The sequence below is a fragment of the Stenotrophomonas maltophilia genome, from assembly GCF_047497515.2.
In the GTDB taxonomy this organism is placed as follows: Bacteria; Pseudomonadota; Gammaproteobacteria; order Xanthomonadales; family Xanthomonadaceae; genus Stenotrophomonas.
Genome location: NZ_JAXAXL020000003.1, coordinates 153,528 through 179,185, shown reverse-complemented (window position 1 = coordinate 179,185; position 25,658 = coordinate 153,528). Strand labels below are relative to the sequence as shown.

The window sequence follows — 25,658 nt, the reverse complement described above, 5'->3', positions numbered from 1 at the left end:
CCCATAGGTCCAACTCGACGTGCTGGCGCCGTCATTCTCGCTGATGCGGTTTCCGAGGCCATCGTACCTGCATTATCTTTGAACTAGGGTTCACTCTCGACAAACGCTCCCAAATCAAATTTCCTGCTGTACGAGCTACGGCTACTGATGGAGACTTCATCCGAGCGAAACTTGCGGCCATCGTCACATTCGGCCACAAAGTAGTAGGATTTCGGCTTCTGCCCGGCAACAACCATCATTGTTGTGGAGAAGTCAGCAGGGATGTCCCGTGTTGGCGACTGCTCACCGGTCTCGGCGGAAACCATGCCAAGTTGGCACGGCTCACCCGGCTTATCTTCCAGCCCCGATCGCGGCACTGATCCAGACACCCGAATGATCATATCGCCGCCGAATGCCGTGCAGCCCGTGACCATCAATGCGACCATGAGAATTGGCACCCCCATCTTCATTTGCTGCACTCCTCCTTCTTCTTCTGCAGGCAGTCGTTAAGTGCCTGGGCGTGGCTCTTGGAAAACGCATTTGCAGCATCCTCGAAGCGATTTCCATCTGCTGATCCGTTCCGCATGAACTCTGCCGCATAAGCCCCGCGAGACAACTGACCCGTATTCCATTGCCGCAGCACATGGTAGTACTCATGCAAAACCAAACCGCGATCGGCAAAGAATTCATCGACAGGCAAAGTGGGCGGAAGACGGATTGAGTTCCTTCGTGTCGTTACGAAATCGTTGTTGACGATTGCCTTATTCCTGACATTCACGCCAGCAACTGACTGGCCAAAATCTGCTCCAAACAATCTGCCATTGCGCCCGACGCAGGTGCCAAGCCGAGCGGATCGGTCAAGCTAATCGGGTTTCCACGAACATAGGCATATGTATTGTGACCGCCGAGCAACCCAATCGGATCACTCTGCACATAGCGCCCAATGGTCGCGTCGTAGTCCCGGAATCCGTTGTACCACAGCCCACTCTCGGCATCGTAGTACTGCCCCGGGAAGCCGATGTTCAGTCCTCCGATGTTGTCCTGCAGTACGCTTCTGCCGTACGCGTAGTTGTATGCCTTCCATACCATCTGCTGGCTGTTGTTTGTCGCGTGCTCTGGCCGCCCCAGATGGTCGGTATGCACATGGCTTATCTGCCCGCTGCGCGCAATGCCCACCAGCTCACCGTCAAACCACAGGTAGTTCGTCCACGTGGCCTGGGTCTGCTCGGCGAGCAGCTGGTTCTGCCCCTGGTAGAAATACAGGCTGGCACTCTGGCTGTTGCGCTTGCCTACCCGCTGTCCAAATGCATTGAGCAGGTATTGGGTCGACAGCCCCCCAATGTTGCTCTGCTCCATGCGATTGAACGGCCCATAGGTCCAACTCGACGTGCTGGCGCCGTCAGTCTCGCTGATGCGGTTTCCGAGGCCATCGTACTGGTAGCTGCGGCTTACGCCGGGGGCGGCGTACCCCTGGATTCGATTGCTCAGCGGATCGATGTTGTAGGTGGTGAGCTGATTGCCCGTCAGGTAGCTATTGTAATTCCCGCCCGCATCGTACCCCAGCGTGTGGCTCGCACCAGCGCGCTGAAGCTGCGTTAGCCGGCTAAGCGTGTCGTAGCCGAATATCTGGGTGCGATTGGCATCGACATCGTCGCCGATGCGGGTGATCTCGTTGTCTGCGTTGTAGCTGTAGTTCGTGCGAGTCACCGGACTGGTGTCCGGTCGCCTTACTGCCATGGCCTCCAGGCGCCCGCTGGAATCCAGCGCGTAGGTACGGGTAAGCCCATTGCCATGTGCGAGGCTCTTTCGGCTGCCAATTGCCGTGTAGGTGGTATCAGCGATGACGGTGTGCGCTGTCGCCCCAACCGTGAGCTGCAGCGATTTGGCCTGCCCAAGTGAAGTATAGGAGTAGCGGGCTATCGCACCATCGGGATAGGTCAGAGTCGAAAGCCGCCCCAAGGCATCGAACGCGTACGACGTGGTCTGTTCCGTCGTGGCGCCGCCCAGCGTGCTGCGATCCTTGCGGCTGGCTATCTGCCCTTCGGCGTTGTAGGTGAAGCTGTTGCTCGCCCCTGGCGCACTGGAGGCGCACAGTCTTCCTTTCCCGCCAATGCAACTGTCGTAGCTGAAGGTCTGCTGCTGCCCTTCTGCAGTGATGCTCGTTGCGCGTCCCAGGCCATCGTATCCGTAGCCAACTACGCTTCCGTCATTCCGGACAGTGGCGATACGCAAGCCGCTCGCATCGTACTGATGATCAGTGACACCCGTATCCGGGCTGTTCTGCTTCCACAGTTGGCCAAACCCGTCGTACTCGTAGGTAGTGGTCAAGCCTCGCGGGTCACTGACCCGCGTCAGACGATCGCCCAGATCGTAGGAGAAATGGGTGGTCCCATTCGCCGCGTCGATGGACTGAACCATGCGTCCCAGCGGGTCATAGCTCATCTTCGTCATCCGGTTCTGCGAATCGGTGATCTGCGTGACGCGCCCTTCCGCGTCGTAGCTGTAGCGCACATTCAAGCCGCTGGCGGACGTCTCGGCAATCACCCTGCCGAGCTCGTCATACTCGTAATTGGTCGCAACCATGACAGTATTCATCGCCATGAGAGTCAATGTGATCAGTGACATCAGCGCGGCACCTCGCAGTCAAGGCCCGACGGGCCGGAGCATCCACCCATGACGTTCTCGACGCCGATACTCACTGTGGGTCGCGGCCCCCACCCTGCCCCGCCCGTCGCCATCTGTGCGACATAGGTGTACACCCAGCTGCCGGTACCCCCGGGGTTCGGCGGCTCCACTTCAATGGTGAACGTTGCCACGCCTCCGGGCGGAATATTGCCGGGCAGCCCGCGCCTCTGGTCCAGGCGCTCCAGGCCCCAGGCCAGGTAGGTGTTGCCGTCCCAGATGACATTGCCGGTATTCCGGACCTGCGCCGTCAGTGTGCTGCCGCCGCCGCCCTGGATGTACTCCGGATTGGCATTGAAGGTGATGAACTCGGCACTGCGGACGATTGCGGGAACCGCGAAGCTACCCGAACGATTGATCAACAGATGCTGTTGGCCTGCCGGGGAGATCGCGTGGATGAAAATTGGCTTCCCGGCGTGGGCCTCGCGCACTGCCGTACTCAATGGCAGCCGGAATCGATAGGCCGTGCCCTGAGCCTGGCAGGCGTTGGCAACGCCGGCGTCACTGGCCAGATCTGCCCTGCCGGAGACAACGAAGGTGCCCGCCCCTGCAGGGCCTCCAACATAGGCATGCACATCGATGGAGCTGTTCACCCCCACCGAGCAGGCCCAGCCCTCGACATGGTAGTTCCAGCCCGCATCATTGCCGATGCCGGCGACATCGCCGATGACCGTTGCAGTGGGAATGGCGAAGGCGCCCGAGTTGCCGAGTGGCTTGTTGAACGCAGCACCTTGGGGGGAAAGCCCGTAGATGGTGACGGTCTTTCCGCCGAGCTGCTGGCGCTGGGCCAGGGAAATCGGCAACTGGAATCGATAGGCGCTTCCATTGGCCTGGCAGGCTGCGGCGACGCCGGCGTCACTGGCAAGGCTTGCCTGGGTCCCTCCCAGGAATGTGCCGCCATCGGCATAACCGTGCACGTCAATGGAGCTATTGGAGCCGGTGCTGCAAGCCCAGCCCCGCAGGTACCAGTTCCAGCTTCCGTCGTGGGTCAGCTCATCAATCACACCCGTGACGCTGCTTCCCAGCGGATAGTCGGTATGGGCGATTTCCTTGCGGGTGACGTTCGAGGCGGCATCGTAGCTATAGCGGGTCCAGGCATAGGTGCCATCGCCAAGTGGCTTTACTTCCGACTGCAAGCGGCGCGCAGCGTCGTACTGATAGCGTTCGATGACGCCGTCCGGTCGGGTCAGGCTGGCAAGATTGCCTGTGCCGTCAAATCCGTATGTGGTGGTTGCCCAGCTGCTGCCGACGCTGTCGCGCTGGCTCGTCACCCGGCCACGCGCATCGTAGCTGTATTCCCTGGCCTGGCCATTGACCTGTGTTACTCGCGCTGGCTGGCCCAGGCCGTTGTAACCGCTGTATCCGGTGCTATGACCCAGTGCATTGGTGATGCTGAGCAGATCGCCTTGGGCGCTGAACGTAGAGGTGACATCGTCCTGGGCCAGGGGGCCATCGACCTTCATCGATGCTTTCAGCCCATTGGTGTGGTAGGTGTAACTGTAGTTCGTGGTTCTGCTTTGATTGGGAACGCCCTTCGAGCTGAGGTTGCGCACGGTTATCGATGCCACATTGCCGCGCGGATCGTAGGTGTACGACGTTTCCCGATCGCCTGCCACAGTCACTTTGGTGCGACGATTCTTTGCGATATCCCACTCGAACGTCGTGGTGCGCTGAGCGGGAGTTCCCGTTGCCTCGATCTGCTTCAGTAGATAGCCCTGGGGGCTGTAGTCGAAGTCGGTGAGGTTGTCTGCGAAGTCATGAACCAGATCGGGGTATCCGTTCGCGTCGTAGCTGCGCTCCTTGTAGCTGGCCGCACAGCGTGGGGACGCAGTGCCGGTTACCGACGTCTGCCGGCCATCCTCATAGGCATAGGTGGTTGTGCGTCCCAGCGGGTTGGTCTCGATGGTCTTGATCTTGACCGGGCGCTGCTTGCTGTCGGGCGTTGCAGAGAGTGCGGCATTGGCCGGCCCTGCGGAACCGGCGGACATGGCCAGCGGCACGCTGCCGCCTGGCAGCGAGAGCGGCTGGTAGCACACCCCGCCTTCGCACCAGCCCCGCTCTTCTTCCGAATACGGACCACCCGGCCGAGTGGGGGACGGGGGAGGCAGAACCGGCTCTGTGCTTTCGACAACATAGCTGAAGAGATGGCGGTCAACGCCGCCGGCATGCTCGGAAAGGATCGCGCGCCTTTCTGCGTCGTAGGCGAAGGTGGAGTAGCGCACGCCGTTGAACGACTTGCCGGTAAGGCCGCCCGGATAACGGTTGTCTTCGTAGTGATAGGTGATGGTGGTCGTTGGCGCGCCTGGCAACGTGGTTGACGCCAGCCGGCCCCGCCCTGCCCCGAATACATTCGGCGAATAGCTGTACTGATAGACATTGCCCGCCGGGTCGGTCACTTGCGTTACCTGCCCGCCCGTCCAGGTGAACTTCACTTGGCGACCGGACGCATGGGTGACCGTCTGCAGATACTTGCTGTTGTATGCAAAATCCCAGGCGACACCTTGCTCGTTCCGCAGCTGGAGGATGTAGCCATCCGTGTTGTAACGCTCGGTGCCGTTCTCATCGTTATGCAGCGTGTAGCTGCCGTCCGTGTTCTTGATGATGTAGGCAATCGGCTGTGCCTTGTCTTCGTTCCATCGCCCGGTGGCCGGGTCCAGCAGGAACTTGATCCGGCGGCCGTCCGGCCGCTGATTCCAGGCGGTGGACTGGTCTGCAGAGAATGCGATCGAATAATCGAAGCTGCTCAGCCAGTGATTGCCGAACAGGCCGGTGGCGCTCCAGTGATGGTTGTAGCTGCGCTGCAGGTACAGGCCCATTTCGCCGCCACTGGCGAAATCGAGCTCATGCTCCACCTTGTTGCCAGTGTAGAGAACGACCGGATTGCCCTTGGTTTCTCCGCAGTCGCCGCTACGATCGTCGGTCTCCTGCTCTTTGGCGGTCTGTGTGGGCTCAGAGCCGCCACCGCCACCGCCAAAGTCTCCAATGGAGTCTCCGGGGCCGAACCCCGGCTCACTCCAGTAGGAGGGAGGGATGACTGGGTCAACCCAGCGGTTCAGGCGAATTTCGACGCCGCCGATGTTTGTTGGATCGGGGACTTGAGCGCTTGCAGCCAGGCCGCCACTAATCAGCAGAAGCGGTGGGTAAAGTAGAAATCTGGATCGTGACGTGCCTGTCGTGCCGAGCTTCATGCTCTCTCCGGGTCCTGTCAGGGGCGATACGCGCTTAGCGAGCCTCGCCTGAATGAGCGGTTCAGAAAGCGAAGGCTAACAGCAGATTCAGCAAAGTGGAAGCGCCGTGAAGTGTGGTAGGCAGAGCTGTTGTTTCGGTGGCAGCCAGCACACCTGAGGGCCATTTTCGGCACCATGCGGCGTGGAACTCGCGCCAAATAATGTGACGCGTCACGCTCGGATGGAGCTGTGGCATTAACGCCCTCCCTCCCGCCTCGCAACCCACGTGCCTGAAATCGGCTGCCCCCGCGGCGAGGGCAAGGCAATGCGTTTTGCCCAGTCACGCCGCGCGCTTGGTCGCAACGCGAGCCGGCTGCGGCAGCCCGGCGTGGCAAACGGGGGATATCGACGGCAGTCACGGGAACCCCGGGCTGTCGCATACGCCCCAACGTTGGCGCTACTGACCGCTGACACTAGGAGGCGGGCCTGTGTCACACACGCGGCCGATAGGCTTATAGCCCAAGGTTTCAGCCACATTGCGCCATATACAACGATTCTGAAAATGTTGAATGTGGTGACGGCATCGGCCTTACTGCATTGGCATCGCGCACAACCGGGCGTATTCATTGCTGTGCCCCCTTGAACAGGTGGCCGGGCTTCGAAACCCCGGTTGTGCAATCGTAAAAAGCGCTTGCCAGTCGGCACCACTCCGTGCGGTGCCGGCTGGCAATCCGTCGGCCGGCTATGGCGGGCGGTGCGTGGGGGCCTTGCGCCCGCCGGTCTGATTGCACACCGGGTTTCGAACCTCGCACCGTCCGCCACCTTTATCGGTGGCGGCTTCTGCCTGCCCGCAAGGAGCCCTGCCATGACCAAGCGCTACTCCCCTGCCCCGCAACCGATCCGGGAAGAGCCCGCGAACGGCCCCGTACTGGACCGCAACACCCTCGTTGCCCTTCTGCATAGCATCGGTTCGGGCGCCACGTCCGATGGCCAGCCCTGGCCAGAGCGCCACCTCATGCCGGGCCGACGCACCGCGCTTGCCGACACTGACTGCTCGCTGGCGGGCCTTCGCGTGGTGATGGAGATCCTGCTGGCCGCGCAGCGCGCCCGCGAGGACGGCGAACTGGAGCAGGACGTCGGCCCGCGCATCATGGAGGGGCTGATCATGGCCGGACTGGGACTCACCGCGCACGCCAGCACGCGAGTGCGCCCCGAGGGTTGAGTGGCCTGGTGCAGGCGGGCGGCCACGGCCCTGTGCGTTGGGGTCGTGCTTGCCGCACAGGCGCAGTGGCTGGAGCCACCCGTCCCCTCGCCTATCGCGTTCCAGCGCATCTCCAACGAACGATTTTCACAGCTGCGCCGGCAAGCGATGCAGTTCGTGGAGGTTCGGTCAGGTCACGGCTTCCAGTTCGTGGAACGGCATGAAGACACCTCTTTCCAGATTCATTGCAGGGGCGTGCCCGTGTTGTGGCTGGAGAGGCGGCCGCAGCATGTGCTGTTGCAGGTCTCACTTGATGCGAATCAGCGGGCGCCCGCCGTTGTGCCGTTGCGTGCGCTGATTCAATGGCAGCTGGAGCCCGTGGACTATCTGGAGCAGGTGCTGGCTGGGGTGCCAGAACCTGTTCTGATGGATCGGGTGCTGCAGATGCTCGCGGGCGAGGTGCCTGATGGTGTGCGATGTGGTGTGCAGTAGTCGAGTGTCGTTATCTTTTGCTCACCCAGTAATAGATCTTTCGCCGCGCGAGCAGCACTACGGCGCCTGCAGGAAGTGCATTTCCTGCGTGCCGCATCGCTTCGCATGCGTAGACCTCATGTCCGCCAGCGCCATCGGGGTGCGGCGCATCACTCAACAGATCATCAGGCCACCACGGTGCGTTCCTTCTCGTCCGCCTGGAATCCGGAAAACCAAAGGTGCTGGTGGGCGTGCAGCCCTTGAGAAACGCCCTCTCATCACTGCCGCTGTACGAGAAACCAATCCACATCTCGTTTGAATCTACATTGTGGACTTCACGTATGTCCGCGGCAGAAGCTGGCATCTCCTCTGGCAGCCACCCCCTGGCAAATGCGCCTTTCTCTTCCGCTTCCAGACGTGTTTCGTACTGATCTGACACAACGCCGTCAGGAACTGCGCAGCTTGCGAACAACAGTGACGCAGATGCAAACACCACACGCGCGAGTCCATGGGGGGTCATAGGTAGCTGAATCCGATCTCGGTATCGGATAGTGGCACGCCGCAGGACGCCGCGCCGCACTCGGCCAATTACCGTGACGCGTCACGCTCGCTCGGGCGCCCAATGGCCATCCTGCCCCACGCCCTCATGGAGACCGCCACCTGTTCGTCGAGTGGCTGATAGCACGCCCGTCCCAGCACGATTTTCCATGTTGAAGGGACGAGGCCGGCTATTTCAGAAGTAGAACCCGATATTCAGGTTCAGCCGCGAATGCCAGCGCGACGGGCCGCCGTTGTTGATGCCGATGCCATCGCCGCCGGCAAACCACATGTTGCGGCCGGCAATCCAGTCGACATAGGTGAGCACCACGCCCTTCTGCAGGCTGCAGCCGGTGACGTTCTGCCAGGAGTCGCGCACCCCGCTGCTGTGCCCCACCGGGCGCGTCATGCTGAGGTTGTTGTAGCAGGTCACATCGTCCAGCCAGCCGCGCGGGCCAAAGGAATAGGCAACGTTGGCACTGGGTACATCGGCCTCGGCCGCGATTTCAAACGGGGCCTGGAACGCCGACAGTGCGATGCGTTCGCCGGGCACGCTGTAGCGGTAGCGCGCCCATTGCAGTTGGGTGGTCCAGCCATCGCGCTTCCACTGCGCATGCACGGCGGCGGCCTGGTGGTCGTGATGGCGGCGGCTGCGTGTGTTCTGCACCTTGCCTGCGAAGGCCGATGCGCCAACCAGCAGTTCGCCGCCTGCCCAGTCTCGCGATTGCTCGACGCGCACATTGAACCGCTGCCGTTCGCGATACGGCAACGCATCGGTCTGTGCCACATCGAAGGAATAGCGGTCGTAGCGGCCCCCGGTTCCGTACTCGTCACCCGAGAACCAGCCGAGGTGCCAGGTGGTATTGCCGGCCTGGTGGATCACTACCACGCCCGGGTCGTAGTCGTCCTCGATGCCCAGGTAGTAGCCGGACCCGAACCAGAAACTCTGCGAGACCGTGGGCAGCAGCCCGAAAGGTACCTGCTGGATGCCGGCCTTCAGCTGCGTGGCGTCGGTGAACTGCCAGCCCGCATAGGCGTGATGCACGGCATCGAAGCCGTCGTACCAGCGGTACTGCGCGGAGAAGGAGAAAGGCCCGCTGCCGGCATCGATGTCGGCGCGAAGCAGCTCCAGCTGCAGGCGGCTGGTGGGCCCGTAATCGAGCCAGCCATAGTTGAATCGGACTGCGCCACCGAGATCGAAATGAGGCGCTGTGTTGCGGTCTTCGCTGGCCGCGCGCGCATCAAGCGATGGCGTGGCCAGTGCTGCGGCGATGATGATGGGAACTGCCCTCACGGTCGCGTCCTGCCTCCTGTTCTGCGAGTGAAAGCACTCGATTCCAGCCTTGATGCGCGTCATGCCTCACCGTGAGGCATGACGTGCTGTGGCGTGCAGGTTACGCAATGGAGGGTGAAGCGAACGTCGGCCAGCCGTGCTCACATGCCCAGATCAGACAGCCCCGGGTGATCATCCGGTCGACGCCCCAGCGGCCAATGAAACTTGCGCTCGCTCTCCTTGATCGGCATGTCGTTGATGCTCGAGAACCGATGCTCCATCAACCCATCCGCTCCGAATTCCCAGTTCTCGTTTCCATAGGAACGGAACCAGTTGCCGGAGTCGTCGTGCCATTCATAGGCGTAGCGCACGGCAATACGGTTGCCGCTGAAGGCCCACAGTTCCTTGATCAAGCGATAGTCGAGTTCCTTCTTCCATTTGCGGGCCAGGAACTGCCGCGCTTCCTCGCGGCCGTGGGTGAACTCGGCACGGTTGCGCCAGCGGGTGTCGAGCGAATAGGCCAATGCAACCTTGTCGGCATCGCGGGAGTTCCAGCCATCCTCGGCAAGGCGAACCTTCTCGATGGCCGATTCAAGGGTGAACGGCGGCAGCGGCGGACGGGGTGCTTCAGTAGACACGGTGGGGCCTCCAATCAAGTGGATGAACGGGCTGCTTCGACGGGTTTTGATGGCTCAGGCGTCAGCGCCTGGCCTGCTCCAGCAACACCTTTGCAACATCCCTGGCAGTGTCTGCGGCGTTGTAGTCGCCCATCACGCGCGAGACGGTGATGGCGCCTTCCATGAGAACCAGCAGCTGCCGCGCCAGCGCGTCCGGCTGCTCGATATCCAGCTGCGTGGTGAGTTCCAGCGTGTAGTCCAGCAGCTTCTGCTTGTGGTGTTTTGCGATGTGGCGAATCGGATCGTCGGGGTCGCCCACCTCGCCCGCGGTGTTGATGAAGGCGCAACCGCGATAGCCCTCGGACTCGAACCAGCCCTTGAGCACGGTGAACATGCCGAGGATGCGCGCTTCCGGGCTGTCGGCCTTGTCGCACGCCTGCTGGAACCAGTCCAGCCAGCGCACGTCACGCGCGTTCAATGCCGCAGCGGCCACCTGGTCCTTGTTTTCAAAGTGCCGGTAGATGCTTTTCCGCGCCACGCCGGAGGTCTTCACCAGCAGGTCCATGCCGGTGGCGTGGATCCCGTTCTGGTAGATCAGCGCCTCGGCGGTGGCCAGGATCTTCTGCGCGGTGTCAGTGCCGGTCTTGTGCATGGCTGCATGGTAGAACGCGCGTTCTACCGTGTCAACGCACGGCGGGCGGCGTTTCGAGTGCGCACATCCATGCAAGACGATCTATCAAGAAATCCGGACATTGCATCACCCGGGCGCCTGATTGCAGGCGCAAAGTACGCCTCACCACCCACCCATGAGAGTTCCCGCATGAACACCTTCGCCCGCACCCTGGCCGTTGCCACCCTCGCCCTCTCGGTCCAGGCCGGCCTGTCCGCGCAGGCCGCCGAACCGGCCAAGCCCGCGCCGATCACCAGCGTCGCCCGCACCGCCAGCTACATCACCACCGCCGATGGCGTGCAGCTCTACTACAAGGACTGGGGTCCGAAGGACGGCCCGGTGGTGACCTTCAGCCACGGCTGGCCGCTGAACTCGGACAGCTGGGAATCGCAGATGATCTTCCTGGCCAACCACGGCTACCGTGTCATCGCGCACGACCGCCGTGGCCACGGCCGCTCCAGCCAGCCGTGGGAAGGCAATGACATGGATCACTACGCCGATGACCTGGCCGCGGTGATCAACACGCTCGACCTGCACGACGTGACCTTGGTGGGCTTCTCCACTGGCGGCGGCGAAGTGGTGCGCTACATCGGCCGCCATGGCACCGGCCGGGTGAAGAAGGCGGTGCTGATCAGCTCGGTGCCGCCGTTCATGCTGAAGACCGCCGACAACCCCAACGGCCTGCCGATTGAAGTGTTCGACGGCATCCGCAAGGCGCAGATGGACAACCGCGCGCAGCTGTACAAGGACATCCCGTCGGGCCCGTTCTACGGCTTCAATCGCCCGGGCGCGAAGGTATCGCAGGGCCTGATCGATGCGTGGTGGGCACAGGGCATGCAGGGCGGCCACAAGAACACCTACGATTCGATCGCTGCGTTCTCGGCCACCGATTTCCGCGCCGACCTGAAGAAATTCGATGTGCCGACGCTGGTCATCCATGGTGATGACGACCAGATCGTGCCGATCGACATCTCCGGTCGCCAGTCGGCAAAGCTGATCAAGAACGCCCGGCTGATCGTGTACCCGGGCGCACCGCATGGCCTGACCGACACGCACAAGGATCGCGTCAACCAGGACCTGCTGACGTTCCTGCAGGAGAAGTGAGTCCCCCGAGGCTCCGGCATCTCGCCGGAGCCTTTTTTCAGTTGGGCCTGCGCCTCAACCGCCCTGCCCCAGCTCGCGCGCAAGGAATGGCGCCGTCCTGCTGCCTTTGGCCCGCGCCACCTGCTGCGGCGTTCCCTTCGCCACGATGGTGCCCCCTGCCCCACCAGCGCCAGGGCCTACATCAATCACCCAGTCCGCCTGCGCGACCGCGAGCATGTCATGCTCGATCATCACCACGGTATTGCCGGCGTCCACCAGCCGCTGCAGCTGCACCAGCAGCCGGTCCGCGTCGGAGGCATGCAGGCCGGTGGTGGGTTCATCCAGTACGTACAGTGTGCGCCCGCGCTGGCTGCGCTGCAGCTCGGTGGCCAGCTTGATGCGCTGGGCCTCGCCACCTGAAAGCTCGGTGGCCGGCTGGCCCAGCCTCAGGTAGCCCAGGCCGATTTCCTGCAGCAACTGCAGCGGGCGGGCGATGACATCCTCTTCGCTGAAGAACGCACGCGCCTGGTCCACTGTCATCTGCAGGACTTCGGCGATGTTGCGCTCATTCCACTGCACCTTCAGCGTGGCTTCGTTGTAGCGCGCACCGTGGCAGGTGGGGCACGGCGCATAGACGCTGGGCATGAACAGCAGTTCGACACTGACAAACCCTTCGCCTTCGCAGGTTTCGCACCGGCCCTTGGCCACGTTGAACGAGAAACGGCCCGCGTCGAAACGGCGGCGGCGCGCGGCCGGTGTTGCGGCGAACAGCTTGCGCACGTGATCGAACAGGCCGGTATAGGTAGCCAGATTGGAGCGCGGCGTGCGCCCGATCGGCTTCTGGTCGACCTGCACGACGCGTTGAATGGCATCCACATCGCCAGCCAAGCGGCCTCGCGTTGCTTCGATCACAGTCGGCCCGTCGGCGGGCTCGCTGTCCGCGCCCTCGTCCACCGGCTCATGCCCCAGGTGCAGCAACATCAGCTCCGGCAGCGCCTGTGCCATCAGGCTGGACTTGCCGGAGCCAGAGATGCCGGTGACGGCGGTCAGCAACCCGAGTGGCACCTGTGCGTCCACACCCTGCAGGTTGTGCCGATGGATGCCTTCCAGTTTCAGCCAGTTGCCGGCGCTGCGCAGGCGGCTGGCGGGCGCAGGTACCTGGTCGAAGAGATACCGCGCCGTGCGCGATTCCTGGACGTGGCGCAGGCCATCGGGCTCGCCACTGTAGAGCACGCGCCCACCGTGCTCGCCCGCCTCTGGGCCCACATCCACCAGCCACTGCGCGCGGCGCATCAGTTCCAGATCGTGTTCAACTACGAATACCGAGTTGCCGCCGTCACGTAGCCGGTCCAGCGCGTCGTACAGCGCCTGGCTGTCGGCAGGATGCAGGCCGGCCGAGGGCTCATCAAGCACGTACAGCACGCCGAACAGCAACGAACTGAGCTGCGTGGCCAGCCGCAGCCGCTGCAGTTCGCCGGCCGACAGTGTGGGCGTGGCGCGATCCAGCGAGAGATAGCCCAGGCCCAGTTCACGCAGCTGGCGTACCCGCGCCATCACCCCGCCTGCCAGCCGCTGGGCTGCAAGGCGCTTCTCTTCGGACAGGGCCGAGGTCAACCGCACGTCGGGGGCGCCCTCGTGGGTCGCTTGGCCACTCGCGGCCCGACGCGCGCGATCGCGGGGTGTCACACTCCTGCGGGTGCGAGCGCCCTTGCTGTGCGCGCTGAAATCACCTTGTGCCACCGGCTCCAGCAGCTCCGCCAGCTGGTCCAGTGGCAGCCGCATGAACTCACCGATATCCACACCGGCAAAGGTGACCGACAGTGCCTCCGGCTTCAGCCGCTTTCCGTGGCAGGCCGGGCACAGCTTGCCTTCCATGTAGCGCGACACGCGCTTGCGCATCAGCGCGCTCTGGGTGTTGGCGAAGGTATGCAGCACGTAGCGGCGCGCGCCGGTATAGGTGCCCATGTAGCTGGGTTCGAGCTTGCGCTTGAGCGCGGCGCGGGTCTCGGCAGGGGTGAACCCGGCGTAGACCGGCACGCTGGGCGTTTCCTCGGTGAACAGGATCCAGTCGCGGTCCTTTTTCGGCAGCTTCTTCCACGGCACGTCGATGTCGTAGCCGAGCGTGACCAGGATGTCGCGCAGGTTCTGGCCATGCCAAGCCGGCGGCCAGGAGGCGATGGCGCGCTCACGGATCGTCAGCGACGGGTCCGGCACCATCAGCGCTTCGGTCACTTCGTAGACATGCCCCAGGCCGTGGCAGGTGCTGCAGGCGCCCTGCGGCATGTTCGGCGAGAAGTCTTCGGCATACAGCATGGGCTGATGGGCCGGGTAGGCCCCGGCGCGCGAGTACATCATGCGCACCAGGCTGGACAGCGTGGTCACGCTGCCTACCGATGAGCGCGCATTGCTGGCCCCGCGCTGCTGCTGCAGGGCCACTGCCGGGGGCAGCCCGTCGATGGCATCCACATCGGGCACGCCTGCCTGGTCGATCAGGCGCCGTGCATATGGCGCTACCGACTCGAAGTAGCGCCGCTGCGCTTCAGCGAACACGGTGCCGAAGGCCAGCGATGACTTGCCCGACCCCGAGACCCCGGAGAACACCACCAGTGCATTGCGCGGAATGGAGACGTCGACGTTATTGAGGTTGTGCTCGCGTGCACCACGCACCTCGACGCAACCGCTGGCGGCGGCAGCGCATGACGACTCGCCAAAGGGGGTGTTGGACATCGTTACGATCCTGCAGGCAGTGAGTGGCGCGCTTCAGGGCGCGCCCAAGGATGCATTTTCGCTGCTGCGGGGTGAATGTGGTGAGGGTGAGCGCGGTATCGATCTAAACCCGCAATGCCTCCAGCACCAGGCTGAACGCCGGGGAAGGCTGCCGTCGGCTGGGGTAGTACAGGTGATAGCCGGGGAACAGTGGGCACCAGTCTTCCAGCACCCGCACCAACCGACCGCTTTCAAGGTGAGCCGCAAGCTCATCGACAGGCAGATGCACCAGTCCCAGGCCGTCAAGCGCGGCATCGACCATGTGCGGTGACGTACTGAACACCAGCGGGCCATCCACGCGCACATTGATCTCGCGACCCTTCTTCTCGTACTCCCACACGTACAGTCCACCGCTGGTGGGCAGGCGGATGTTGATGCATCGGTGGCCGGTCAGATCACCTGGCATCTTCGGAATTCCGTGTGCAGCGAAGTAGCCCGGCGTCCCTGCGGTGGCCATGCGCAGGCGTGGGCCGATGGGCAGGGCAACCATGTCCTTGTCGATGGATTCGCCAAGTCGGACACCGGCGTCGAAGCGGTCGGCAACGATGTCACGCAATGCATAGCTGACGTCGAACTCGATGCGGATGTCCGGATAGCGATGCAGCAGCGGCATCAGCTTGGGGAGCAGAACGGTGCGCAGCACGTGGTCGCCGCTGGTGATCCTGACCTGCCCGGCTGGCGTGTCTCTCAGCGCAGTAAGGGCTTCGAGCTCCATTTCGATGTCGTCGAAGTGGTTGCCGATCGACTGCAGCAGGCGCTCGCCGGCGGTGGTCGGCGAAACGCTGCGCGTCGTGCGGGTCAGCAGCCGGATTCCCAGGCTCTCTTCCAGGGTCTTGATTGCCTGGCTCAGTGCAGACTGGGTAACTCCGAGCACGCCCGCCGCGCGGGTGAAGCTGCCCTCCCGCGCTACGGTCACGAAAGCCAGGAGGTCATTGAAGTTGCGTCGTGCCATGGGCGCAGTGTGTCACAGGGATTAATTAGCGCAACTAATTGACCTATTCGAAATTGATTATCTAATCAAGTGTCCGTGCGTGGTCCAGACTGGCCCCCTCCCCCAACCACGGGAGCTCCGGCAGCCGGAGCCTTCCGCCGTCATCGCCCTTCCGGGCCTGGAAACCTTCATGAGTTCACTCAATCCTCCCCCGGCCGGTGCGGGCGTGGCCGCGCCTGCCCGCTCGGCAACCCCCAGGGAATGGGGAGCCGTGCTGGCCCTGTCACTCGGCGCGTTCGCCCTGGTTGCTTCCGAGTTCATGCCGGTCAGCCTGCTGACACCCATCGCCACCGACCTGCGGGTCAGTGAAGGCCAAGCCGGACAGGCCATTGCGGTGTCCGGCGCGTTCGCCCTTGTTACCAGCCTGCTGGTCTCGCCACTGGCCGGGCAGCTGGACCGCAAATGGCTGCTGCTGGGCCTCACCACCGCGATGATCCTCTCGGGCACGCTGGCGGCCCTGGCGCCCAGCTTCCCGGTGTTCATGCTGGGCCGTGCACTGATCGGCGTGGCCATCGGTGGCTTCTGGGCCATGTCGGCGGCCACCGCCATGCGCCTGGTTCCCTCCCACCAGGTGCCCCGCGCACTGGCGATCGTCAACGGCGGCAACGCGCTTGCCACGGTCATTGCTGCACCGATGGGCAGTTACTTCGGCGCCATCATCGGCTGGCGCGGCGCATTCTTCTCGCTGGTGCCGGTGGCCGTAGTGGCCCTGTTGTGGAAGATCGCCGCGTTGCCACCGATGAAGGCGACCGCCGGGCGCGCTTCGTGGAATGTGTTCGCGCTGTTGAAGCGCCCGCCGGTGGCGTGGGGCATGGTGGGCGTGAGCCTGTTCTTCATGGGCCAGTTCTCGCTGTTCACCTACCTGCGGCCGTTCGTGGAAGCCACGCTGCACGTATCGCCTTCAACGTTGTCGCTGTTGCTGCTGTTGATGGGCGCTGCGGGCCTGGCCGGCACGGTGTTGATCGAGCCCTTCGTGCACAAGGCAATGTTCCGCACGCTGGTGCTGCTGCCAGCGCTGATGGCCCTGGTGGCTGCGTGCATGATCCTCATCGGCAACACGCTGCCGAGGGTGGCGGTGTTGTTCGCGCTGTGGGGCCTGCTTGGCACGTCGGCGCCCGTGGCCTGGTGGTCGTGGCTGGCCCGCACCCTGCCCGATGACGGAGAGGCCGGCGGCGGCCTGATGGTGGCCGTGGTGCAGATGGCCGTCGCCATTGGTGCCACCGTGGGCGGCCTGCTTCTGGACCACCAGGGCTACCGCGCCACGTTCTGGTTCAGCGCCCTCCTGCTGCTGGGCTCGATGGTCACCTCGTACATCGCGGCGCGCTCGGCGCAGCGGCAACGCGTGCCTGTTCATTCCTGAAGGAGTTCCCCGTGCACTATTCCTCTCTGGGCCGCTCGGGCCTGAAGATCAGCCGGCTGGGCCTTGGCACCATGAACTTCGGCGAGCTTGCCGATGAGGCGACCAGCTTTGCCATCATGGATGCTGCCGTGGACGCCGGCATCAACCTGTTCGACAGCGCCGATGTCTACGGCGGGGCACAGTCACCGGACATGGCGCAGGGCTTCGGCCTCTCGGAAGAGATCATCGGGCGCTGGCTGAAGCGCAGTGGCAAGCGTGACGGCCTGGTACTGGCGACCAAGGTGTATCAGCCGATGGGGCTGGGCGCGAATGATCGTCGTCTGTCGGCGTACCACATCCGCCGCGCCTGCGAGGCCAGCCTGCGCCGGTTGCAGACCGATCACATCGATCTGTACCAGATGCACCACGTGGACCGAGCCACGCCCTGGGAAGAAATCTGGCAGGCGATGGAACAGCTGATCCGCGAAGGCAAGATCACCTACGTGGGCAGCAGCAATTTCGCCGGCTGGGACATCGCCACCGCACAGGGCGTGGCCATCGCACGGCACAGCTTTGGCCTGGTGGCCGAGCAGAGCCTGTACAACCTGACCCAGCGCATGGTGGAACTGGAAGTGATCCCGGCACTGCGCTACCACGGGCTGGGCCTGATTCCCTGGAGCCCGATCGGCATGGGGTTGCTGGGCGGCGTGCTGAAGAAGGTGGCCAGCGGCCGTCGCGCCACCCCGCAGCTCCTGCACCGCATTGAACGCCTGCGACCCCAGCTCAAAGCGTACGAGGCGTTCTGCGATCAACTGGGCGAAGCACCTGCCGATGTGGCCCTGGGCTGGCTGCTGCACAACCCGGTGGTGACCACCGTGCTGAGCGGGCCGCGCACGGTGGACCAGCTTTTGCAGAACCTGAAGGCCCCTCGCCTGAAGCTCTCAGGCGAGTCATTGGCTCGGCTGGATGCGATCTGGCCCGGCCCTGGCGGCGAGGCACCCAATGCCTACGCCTGGTAATCCCCCAACTCCTGGAGCACTCCCCATGTCCATGCTTCTCGGCACCTTGATGTCCATGGCCGCGCCTGCGGCTGGCGACGGCTCGACCAGCACCGGCCTGAACGTAACGCCTGCGGGCAGCGCCTCGTCCGTTGCAGGTTCCGCTGACTACTTCACCGGCAACGTGCGCATCGATGGCGGCTTCCAACGCCCTGCGCCGGCACGCGTAGGCGGTGCAACGGTTACCTTTGAGCCCGGCGCACGCACGGCCTGGCACACCCACCCGCTGGGCCAGACCCTCATCGTGACGGCAGGCGTGGGCTGGGTGCAGCAGTGGGGTCAGCCGCGCCAGCAGATCCGACCGGGTGACACCGTGTGGATCGCCCCGGGCGTGAAGCACTGGCATGGCGCGAGTGCCGCGGTAGCGATGACCCACATTGCGATTGCCGAGGCGGTGGATGGCAGCCCGGTGACGTGGCTGGAGAAGGTAAGCGACGAGCAGTATTCGGAGATGAGCGAATGAAGACGCTGCTGCTGTCTCTGGCTCTCGCCACCATCCCCTTCATTGCAGTTGGACAGGACATGACCCACGGCGCGGACAATTTCTATCGAAGCACCCAGCTCATCACTGAAAAGGTGCACTTCAGCAACCAGTACCACATGCAGATCGTCGGCAATCTGTACGTACCGAAGAATGGAAAGCCCGGGCACGCCCTGCCTGCCATCATCGTGGGTCACCCGATGGGCGCGGTGAAGGAGCAGAGCGCGGATCTCTACGCGCAGAAGCTTGCCGAACAGGGCTTCGTGACGTTGGCCATCGATCAGTCGTTCTGGGGCGAAAGTGCGGGTGAGCCGCGGAATGCGGTTGCGCCGGACATCTATGCCGAAGCCTTCAGCGCCGCCGTCGACTACCTGGGCACGCAGCCGCAGGTGGATCGCGAGCGGATCGGCGTGCTGGGCATCTGTGGCAGTGGCAGTTTCGTGATCAGTGCGGCCAAGATCGACCCGCGCATGAAAGCCATTGCCACCGTCAGCATGTACGACATGGGCGCTGCGAACCGCAGTGCCCTCAATCGCTCGCAGAGCGTAGAGCAGCGCAAGGCCGTGATTGCTGCCGCCGCGCGCCAGCGCTGGGTTGAAGCCGAGGGCGGCGCCACACAGTACACCTCCGGTACGGTGCATAGGCTTGAGGCAGACACTCATCCGATCCAGCGCGAGTTCTACGACTTCTACCGCACTTCGCGCGGCGAGTTCACGCCGGCCGGCTCATCACCGGAGCTCACCACGCACCCGACGCTGACCAGCAATGTGAAGTTCATGAACTTCTATCCGTTCAACGACATCGAGACCATTTCGCCGCGTCCGATGCTGTTCATCGCGGGTGATCAGGCGCATTCAAGGGAATTCAGCGAGGAAGCCTACCGGCTGGCGGGACAACCGAAGAGGCTGCTGTGGGTGAAGGGTGCAGGCCATGTGGATCTGTATGACCGGACCGATCTGATTCCCTTTGCAGAGCTGGGGGCGTTCTTCCGGAAGAGCCTGGATGGAAGCATGTGATAGGCCGACACCCCCCCCTGCCCTCACCCCGACCGCAGGATCGCTACCAACACTCCCATCAGGGCGCTCCCTGCCACCACGACCAACCACACCTTCCCCACGCTACGGGCGCTGAAGATGCCCACGGCGACGGCGATCAACAGCACGAACCCCAGCAGCGAACTGGTCAGGACCGAAACGGATGTGCGTATATTCACCAGCGAGGGCAGCAACAGCGCCAGTGCCGTGGCGGTGAGCGCGGTGAACACGTAGGCCCCCACCGAGGCAGCCAGCACCCGGCTCGCCACCTGCCAGCGATGGACCGCGCCCTGCCCGGGCGCCGGCTTGGCGCTGCGCGCGGCCTCCTGCGCCTGTGGCCAGCGGCGCTGCAGCATCAGGACCATTCTTGCCAGCACCAGCCCGAAGGCCAAGGCGACCAGCTCCACGCCGGCCTGCTGCCATGCGCCGCGCTGCAGGTACATCAGCAGCCCCTGTCCGGTGGTTGCCAGATTCACCAGCGGCAGTGCCAGGCACAGCGCGGAGGTCAGCCACAACTGCTCGATCCAGGCCAGGCGCGGTGGGCGCCACAGTGCGTGCAGCACCGAGGCCGCGCAGGTTAAAAGGAAAATGCGTATCTCCCACGCGCTGCGATTACTCATTTCCAGTGGCAGCAACCGATTGCCGTGCAGGTAGACGATGCTTGCCAGTGCCACCCCGGCCAGCGATGCCACGTTGAACGCCTCCACGCAACGGTAGATGCCTGCCGTGGCGGCGCCGAACTCCTGCTCGCTGCGCTTGCGCCGCTTGATGGAGAACAGCAGCGTACCGATGGCGATCATCGCCGTGCCCAGCAGGCCGCTGATGAAGTACAGCCACTTCATCGGCCAGCCACCGAAATCGGCCTTGTGCAGGGCTTCGATGGTTTCGTGTACCTGCACGGCACCCAGTTGCTGCGGATGCGCTGCATGCTGCTGCAGGAGCCTGCCGCTGGCCGCATCGAAGGTCACCCGGCTGGCCTCGCTCAACAGGTGCTTGCCGGTGTTCCCCGCTGTCTTGCGGCCTTCCACTTCCACCACGCTGTGTACCGTGCCCGGCACCTGGATGGTCACCCGTGCCGGCCGCTGACCGCTGATGGCCTGCGCCCGTTCCAGCAGTTGCTGCAGATCTGGAAGCTGCGCGCCAGATACCAGGATGCCCGGTGCAGCCGGTTGGGGAGGTGCCAGTTCGGCTGCATAGCGCGGATAGGCATCATCGGCATCGCCATAGGCTGCCTGCACGGGCCACGGCAGGTAGCTGCTGTAGAAGAAGGTCAGCCCGGTGTAGCCGGTCATGAACAGGAACGGCAGGGTCAGCACGGCACTCAGGTTGTGCGCGTCCAGCCAGCTGCGCTGCCCCTTGCCCGGGCGGAAGGTGAAGAAGTCCTTGAAGATGCGCTTGTGCACCACCACGCCGGACACCAGCGCCAGCAGCATGCAGGCGGTGATCCAGCCGACCAGCCAGTAGCCGGCCATGCCGCCGTGCAGGGTGTAATGGAATGACATGAAGTGGCGGCCGCCTTCGGTCTGCCTTACCCGTGGCGCGGCGCGCAGGGGCCCCGTGTCGGCGTCCACCCATTGCGCGTGCTCGATGCCGTTTCGATCCTGCCACGCAAGCTGCAGCGGCCATCCGCGCTGGGCGGGCCAGTGAATCTCCCAGACCTGTGCATCCGTGGCATTCCTGGCAAGCCACTGCTGCGCTCGCGCTGCCTGCGCACCTGCATCCATTTCCTGCGGGGAGGCCGGCACCGGGCCGGCCTCCATCCATCGCGTGATCGGCTCACGGAACACACTGAGCGTGCCGGTGAGGAAGATCGCGCACAACAGCCAGCCGCAGGTCAGTCCGCACCAGGTGTGCAGCCACGACATGCTCTGCCGGAAGCCCGCCTTCATGCCATCCCCGTGGCGGGCATGCCCCTGCCCCGCCGGTTGCGGAGGATCACAGCGCGCCGCGCAGCGTCAGCATCACGTTGCGGGGTTCGCCAAAGAAGTTGCCGCGGCGGATCTGGCTGATCATCGCGTAATAGCGCGTGTCAAACAGGTTGGCCACGTTGACGCCCACGCTCCAGCGCGGATTGATCCGGTAGCCGGCACGCAGGTCCCACACCGCGCGTCCGGCCGCACCCATGCGCCAGTCCGGGTCGTCGTAGGCCGGATAGGAATAGCTGCTCTGCGCAGATACGCCACCGCCCACGGAGAACGCATTCCACCGGCCGGGCAGCTGGTAGGACGTCGACAGGCGCAGCAGATGGCGCGGCGTTTCGGCGCTGATGGTGGCGCCCTCATCGTCGCGGCTGGTGACGTGGGTATAGCCCGCCATCATCTGCCAGCCGGGCGCCAGTTCGCCGCTGGCTTCCAGTTCAAAGCCCTTGCTGCGCAGCTTCCCACCATTGCGGTAGCAATCGGACGAGGCCAGCGAGCCGGGGCAGCTGCCGGGGTCGGACGCGTCCACCACGGCGTTGCCGGTCTTGCGGATGGAAAACACCGCAGCGGAGACGTTCAGGCGCCCATCGTTCAGTTCGCCCTTCACGCCCAGCTCGTAGTTGGCGCCGATGGCGGGATCGAGCACCGCACCGGATGAGGTGACGTAGGAGCTCTGCGGCTGGAAGGTATCGGCGTAGCTGGCGTAGACCGACCACTGCGGGCCCAGGTCGTAGACGAGGCCGGCGTAGGGGGTGAACTCGTGCTTCTGTTCGTAGTCGCGGCTCCTGGCGCCGGTGAAGCCATCGTTGGACTGGAACTTCACCCAGCTCAGCCGGCCACCCAGCGTGAGGTGCAGCGGTGCGGCCAGCTGCAGGCGCAGGTTGCTGTACAGGCCGCTCTGCTGCGCACGCGCGTTTTCCGACCAGTCCCAGGCGGGTTGCAGTGGTTGTGCAATGGCGCTGTGGTCCGGTGCGTAGACATTGATCGGCACGTCGATGGCCAGGTCCGCCGAGCTTTGGCGGGTGCGTTGGCGCGACCACATCGCGCCCAGCAGCAGCTGGTGGCTGCGGCCGAAGGCGTCGAAACTGCCGGTGGTGTGCAGGTCGATACCGTCGCTGCGCACGCGCGATTGGTTGAAGTAGATGTCATAGAAGCGCGAACCGATGCCGGTGGCCCGGTCCACCCCGCCCACCGGAACCGCGACGCGCTGGTCCAGGTCTGATTCGGTGCGGTTCACCGACAGGCGCGCCTTCCAGCGCTCGTTGAAGCGGTGCTCCGCTTCGGCAAAGGCTTCGTCAACGGAGCCTTCCTGGCGGTTCCAGTCCTGGATGAGCGAGGTGGAGCGCTTGATGTCCAGCGCTCCGCCATCGGTATAGCGCGGCAGGCCGAACAGCCAGTAGCCGTCGGTGTCACTGGCCTGATGTCGCAGGCCGAAGGTGAGCGTGGTGTCCTGGCCCAGGTCGACATCGATCACGCCGTAGGCCACCGGCGTCTTCGATGAGGTGCCGCGCTGGAAGTAGTCGCGGTCCTGGTAGGCGGCGACGACTCGGCCACGTACCGTGCCAGCGGCATTGAGCGGGCCGCCACCGTCGACCTCGAGGCGATAGTTGTCCCACGAGCCCAGCGTGGCCGCCAGATCCAGATGGGCCTGGTCGCGCGGGCGCTTGCGCACCATGTTGATCGCCCCGCTGGGGTCGGCCGCGCCCAGCATCATGCCGCCGGCACCGCGCAGCACTTCAACCCGCTCCAGCACGGCGGTGTCGATCGGCAGCCAGCCCACCGGGGCATAGACGATGCCGGCCACGCCATCGACCAGATAGTTGCTGTCGTCCACGGTGAAGCTGCGGATCGAGAACTTGTGGTTGCCGAAGTTGCGGGCGGTCTTGGTCACGCCCGTGGTCTGCGCCAGCGCCTCGTCCAGCGTGGTGAGGTTGCGGTCGTCCAGCTGCTGGCGGGTGATCACGCTGACCGATTGCGGGGTCTGGCGGATGCTTTGCCCCAGCTTGCCCAGGCTCAGCTCGCGTGCCGTGTAGGAGCCATCGCCTGGGCCGTTGGCGGTCACGTTCACCGTCTGCAGGGTGGTCTGGGCATCCTTGCTGCTCGCAGGTGATGCTGGGTCCTGCGCCAGCGTAAACACGCCGGGGCGGGTGGCGTTGACACGTACCCCACTGCCCTCCAGCAGGCGCGCCAGTGCTTCCTGCGGCGTGTAGCTGCCCGTAACCGCCGGCGCGCGACGGCCGGCCACTGCCGATTCACTGAACAACACCTGCTGCCGCGACTGCTCGGAGAATCGGCGCAGTGCTGCATCCAGCGGTTGGGCTGGAATATTGAACGGCATGCGCGCCGCCGGTTGCGCCTGTGCGATAGCCGGCGCAGCCAGTGCGCTGGAAATGCACACGGCCAGCAGCGGCAGCCGCGTGGCCTGTACCCCGGTAGAGAACGCGCGGGCGACAAGTGCGCGCTTGATCTTCATGTACCCCATTACCACTCCATCATGCTTGGCCACCACTGGCCTCACTGGGGTAAACGGAAAACAGCGATGGGGTGGGAACCCGTGCTGGAAAAATTTCTTCCTGCGGCGTCAGCGCGTGACAGGCCGCTCGTCGATGCGATAGCCGCCCTGCGCCGTGCGGGTCACCCGTACAGGCAACAGGTCCGGCAGCGCCTCGACGAAGCTGGCCGGGGCGTCGGTGGCGGCGTAGCCGGAAACCGGCAGGAATTTCAGCCCTGGCTGGCCCAGCGTGACCGGGTGGCCCAGATACTGCGCGACTTCCTGCGCCACTTCGTCCAGCGGGGTGCGCCGGAACACCAGGCGCCCGTTGCGCCAACCGCCGATGCTGTCTGCACTGGCAGAAATGGGACGATACGTGGCTGTGGCAGTGGTGACGGCCAGGCCCTGTTCGGCGTACAGGCTGGCCGGCGCGGTGCCTTCGGTGCGATCCGGCTGTACCCGCACGTGCCCATGCAGCACCTTGACCAGCACTTCGCCCGGCCCGTTGCGCACATTGAAGGCGGTGCCCACCACGGTCACCCGGCTGCGCTGGGCATCCACGGTGAACGGCCGCTCGGCCGCCGGGGCGACCTCGAAGAACGCCTCGCCCTGGCTGAGCACCACTTCACGGCGGGAGCGGTAGAAATGCACGGCCAGCGTGCTGCGGGCGTTGAGCGAAATCCGTGAGCCGTCCGGCAGTTGCAGATCGCGGATCTCGCCAGCGCCGGTGCTCACGTCCTGTACGTAGCTGGGCGTGCTGTACCACCCGTAGCCGACCCAACCCAGTACCAGGAGCGCCACTGCCGCAGCGGTCGCCATGCGAGGAAGGCGTCGCGACCGCGCCCGGCGCGTCACGCCGTCCCGTCGCAGGGCGGCAGGTGCCGCTGGCGCACGCGCGGCCTGAGTGTCCGAAGCCAATGCGGGGCGCGGCAGCTGGCCGAGGTCGTGCCAGGTCTGGGCCACTTCGGTGAACGCCTGTTGGTGCGCTTCGCTCTCAGCGAGCCAGTGCTGCAGGGCCGCCTCGTCATCTGGCCGCCAGTCCACATCCTGCCGTCGCAGCAGCCACGTGGCCGCCGCCTCGTGCAGGGCAAACGGGTCAGAACCTGCGGCAGAAGGAAGATCGGTCATCGGCAGGGAAGATCGGCATCAATGGCAGGCGCCAACTCCTCGCCTGCCCCGGTGGACCGATGCAGTTCCTGCATCTGTTCCAGGGACGCATAGCGTACCCGCACTTGGCAGTAGGCAACCGCGCGGGACAGGTGCTTGACCACCATGCGCCGGGAGATCTGCATGCGGGCGGCCACCTCTTCCTGGGTCAGGCCATCGAAGCGGCAGAGCACGAATGCTTCGCGTTGGCGCTCGGGCAGTTCGGCCATCGCATCTGCCAGGCGTTGCAGGCGCTGGCGCTGTGCGGTGAGCTGCAGCGGGCACTGTGATTCATCGCTGGCCATGGGATGGCCGGCATCCTCCGTATCTGCCAGAGGCACGGTCTGCACGTGGCGGCCTGCGCTGCGCTCGCGGTATTCATCGGCCACGGTGTTCATTACCGTCCGGCGAAGGTAGGCGCCCTGCTGGTCGCTGGACGCCAGCGAAGGATTTGCCGCAATCCATTTGACTGCGCCGTCGTGCAGGGCGTCCTCAGCGTCTCCGCCTCTGACACGCGCAAGGCCGCGGAGGATGGGCGCCCGCCAACGGGCATAGGCTTTGGCCAGCAGGTTCCCGCCCGTGGATGAGCCGCTCTCGGCCAGGCCTGCCTCTGCTGATGCGCTGTGGTTCGCGGCCCCGCTCGTGCCCCGGCCTAGCGCGGACACGGCGCCCTCAGGACATATGCCTGCGGTCTACACAGGTGGGGCGGGACATTCACTTGGATAGCCGGCGGATTGGCCGCACTAGGCGACA

At 64.4% G+C, this 25,658-nt stretch carries 21 protein-coding genes; 7 read left to right on the top strand and 14 right to left on the bottom strand.

What is annotated here, in order from left to right; all coding sequences use genetic code 11:
• Positions 1 to 83: 83 nt before the first annotated feature.
• From ACMZPQ_RS07690 to ACMZPQ_RS07675, 4 genes are read right to left on the bottom strand one after another with little or no spacing between them, the layout of a single operon-like run.
• Complete coding sequence (locus ACMZPQ_RS07690) at positions 84 to 449, bottom strand: hypothetical protein (protein WP_197580194.1); 366 nt, start codon at positions 447 to 449, stop codon at positions 84 to 86.
• Positions 446 to 757, bottom strand: coding sequence for a hypothetical protein (locus ACMZPQ_RS07685; RefSeq protein ID WP_197580195.1), 312 nt, complete (start codon positions 755 to 757; stop codon positions 446 to 448). Before ACMZPQ_RS07685 ends, ACMZPQ_RS07690 begins: the two co-directional genes overlap by 4 nt.
• Positions 754 to 2,604, bottom strand: coding sequence for an RHS repeat-associated core domain-containing protein (locus ACMZPQ_RS07680; RefSeq protein WP_197580196.1), 1,851 nt, complete (start codon positions 2,602 to 2,604; stop codon positions 754 to 756). The genes ACMZPQ_RS07685 and ACMZPQ_RS07680 overlap by 4 nt, the downstream gene beginning before the upstream one ends.
• The gene (locus ACMZPQ_RS07675; RefSeq protein ID WP_197580197.1) at positions 2,604 to 5,849 is read right to left on the bottom strand and encodes a DUF6531 domain-containing protein; all 3,246 of its coding nucleotides are present in this window, start codon (positions 5,847 to 5,849) and stop codon (positions 2,604 to 2,606) included. The genes ACMZPQ_RS07680 and ACMZPQ_RS07675 overlap by 1 nt, the downstream gene beginning before the upstream one ends.
• 844 nt (positions 5,850 to 6,693) lie before the next feature.
• Here ACMZPQ_RS07675 and ACMZPQ_RS07670 point away from each other — a divergent pair.
• Positions 6,694 to 7,050, top strand: coding sequence for a hypothetical protein (locus ACMZPQ_RS07670; RefSeq protein WP_197580198.1), 357 nt, complete (start codon positions 6,694 to 6,696; stop codon positions 7,048 to 7,050).
• 45 nt (positions 7,051 to 7,095) lie between these two features.
• Positions 7,096 to 7,521 (top strand): hypothetical protein, encoded by a 426-nt coding sequence (locus ACMZPQ_RS07665; RefSeq protein WP_312645308.1) that lies wholly within the window; start codon positions 7,096 to 7,098, stop codon positions 7,519 to 7,521.
• Between the two features lie 10 nt (positions 7,522 to 7,531).
• On the opposite strand, the gene ACMZPQ_RS07660 is transcribed toward ACMZPQ_RS07665, so the two are convergent.
• The 4 genes from ACMZPQ_RS07660 to ACMZPQ_RS07645 form a co-directional block, all read right to left on the bottom strand.
• Positions 7,532 to 8,020 carry a YbbD-related protein gene (locus ACMZPQ_RS07660; RefSeq protein ID WP_414485936.1) on the bottom strand — a complete coding sequence of 163 codons (489 nt, stop codon included), beginning with the start codon at positions 8,018 to 8,020 and terminating at the stop codon, positions 7,532 to 7,534.
• Between the two features lie 213 nt (positions 8,021 to 8,233).
• Positions 8,234 to 9,331 carry a hypothetical protein gene (locus ACMZPQ_RS07655; protein ID WP_197580200.1) on the bottom strand — a complete coding sequence of 366 codons (1,098 nt, stop codon included), beginning with the start codon at positions 9,329 to 9,331 and terminating at the stop codon, positions 8,234 to 8,236.
• A 140-nt stretch (positions 9,332 to 9,471) separates the two neighbouring features.
• The gene (locus tag ACMZPQ_RS07650) at positions 9,472 to 9,948 is read right to left on the bottom strand and encodes a nuclear transport factor 2 family protein (protein WP_049458548.1); all 477 of its coding nucleotides are present in this window, start codon (positions 9,946 to 9,948) and stop codon (positions 9,472 to 9,474) included.
• Between the two features lie 61 nt (positions 9,949 to 10,009).
• Entirely contained in the window at positions 10,010 to 10,579 is a 570-nt protein-coding gene (locus ACMZPQ_RS07645) for a TetR/AcrR family transcriptional regulator (RefSeq protein WP_133934686.1), read from the bottom strand.
• A 168-nt stretch (positions 10,580 to 10,747) separates the two neighbouring features.
• Between ACMZPQ_RS07645 and ACMZPQ_RS07640 the strand changes: the two genes are divergently transcribed.
• Entirely contained in the window at positions 10,748 to 11,701 is a 954-nt protein-coding gene (locus ACMZPQ_RS07640; protein WP_197580201.1) for an alpha/beta fold hydrolase, read from the top strand.
• Positions 11,702 to 11,755: 54 nt separating this feature from the next.
• Here the strand turns inward: ACMZPQ_RS07640 and ACMZPQ_RS07635 are convergent, their stop codons facing one another.
• Complete coding sequence (locus ACMZPQ_RS07635) at positions 11,756 to 14,407, bottom strand: excinuclease ABC subunit UvrA (RefSeq protein ID WP_414485935.1); 2,652 nt, start codon at positions 14,405 to 14,407, stop codon at positions 11,756 to 11,758.
• A gap of 103 nt (positions 14,408 to 14,510) precedes the next feature.
• On the bottom strand, positions 14,511 to 15,398 hold the full coding sequence (locus tag ACMZPQ_RS07630) for a LysR family transcriptional regulator (RefSeq protein WP_053508457.1): 888 nt from the start codon (positions 15,396 to 15,398) through the stop codon (positions 14,511 to 14,513).
• Between the two features lie 169 nt (positions 15,399 to 15,567).
• Here ACMZPQ_RS07630 and ACMZPQ_RS07625 point away from each other — a divergent pair, with 169 nt between their 5' ends.
• From ACMZPQ_RS07625 to ACMZPQ_RS07610, 4 genes are read left to right on the top strand one after another with little or no spacing between them, the layout of a single operon-like run.
• A complete protein-coding gene (locus ACMZPQ_RS07625; RefSeq protein WP_197580203.1) occupies positions 15,568 to 16,797 on the top strand; it encodes an MFS transporter in 1,230 nt (409 codons plus the stop codon).
• Between the two features lie 11 nt (positions 16,798 to 16,808).
• The gene (locus tag ACMZPQ_RS07620) at positions 16,809 to 17,795 is read left to right on the top strand and encodes an aldo/keto reductase (protein ID WP_197580204.1); all 987 of its coding nucleotides are present in this window, start codon (positions 16,809 to 16,811) and stop codon (positions 17,793 to 17,795) included.
• Positions 17,796 to 17,820: 25 nt separating this feature from the next.
• Complete coding sequence (locus ACMZPQ_RS07615) at positions 17,821 to 18,297, top strand: (R)-mandelonitrile lyase (protein WP_414485934.1); 477 nt, start codon at positions 17,821 to 17,823, stop codon at positions 18,295 to 18,297.
• Positions 18,294 to 19,331, top strand: coding sequence for an alpha/beta hydrolase (locus tag ACMZPQ_RS07610; RefSeq protein WP_197580205.1), 1,038 nt, complete (start codon positions 18,294 to 18,296; stop codon positions 19,329 to 19,331). Before ACMZPQ_RS07615 ends, ACMZPQ_RS07610 begins: the two co-directional genes overlap by 4 nt.
• Before the next feature lie 23 nt (positions 19,332 to 19,354).
• On the opposite strand, the gene ACMZPQ_RS07605 is transcribed toward ACMZPQ_RS07610, so the two are convergent.
• The 4 genes from ACMZPQ_RS07605 to ACMZPQ_RS07590 form a co-directional block, all read right to left on the bottom strand.
• Complete coding sequence (locus ACMZPQ_RS07605) at positions 19,355 to 21,238, bottom strand: PepSY domain-containing protein (RefSeq protein WP_197580206.1); 1,884 nt, start codon at positions 21,236 to 21,238, stop codon at positions 19,355 to 19,357.
• Between the two features lie 46 nt (positions 21,239 to 21,284).
• Positions 21,285 to 23,741, bottom strand: coding sequence for a TonB-dependent siderophore receptor (locus ACMZPQ_RS07600; RefSeq protein WP_312645335.1), 2,457 nt, complete (start codon positions 23,739 to 23,741; stop codon positions 21,285 to 21,287).
• A gap of 108 nt (positions 23,742 to 23,849) precedes the next feature.
• Positions 23,850 to 24,887: a FecR family protein gene (locus tag ACMZPQ_RS07595; protein ID WP_197580208.1), complete on the bottom strand. Its 1,038-nt coding sequence runs from the start codon at positions 24,885 to 24,887 to the stop codon at positions 23,850 to 23,852.
• Entirely contained in the window at positions 24,884 to 25,570 is a 687-nt protein-coding gene (locus ACMZPQ_RS07590; protein ID WP_197580209.1) for an RNA polymerase sigma factor, read from the bottom strand. The genes ACMZPQ_RS07595 and ACMZPQ_RS07590 overlap by 4 nt, the downstream gene beginning before the upstream one ends.
• Between the last annotated feature and the right edge of the window lie 88 nt (positions 25,571 to 25,658).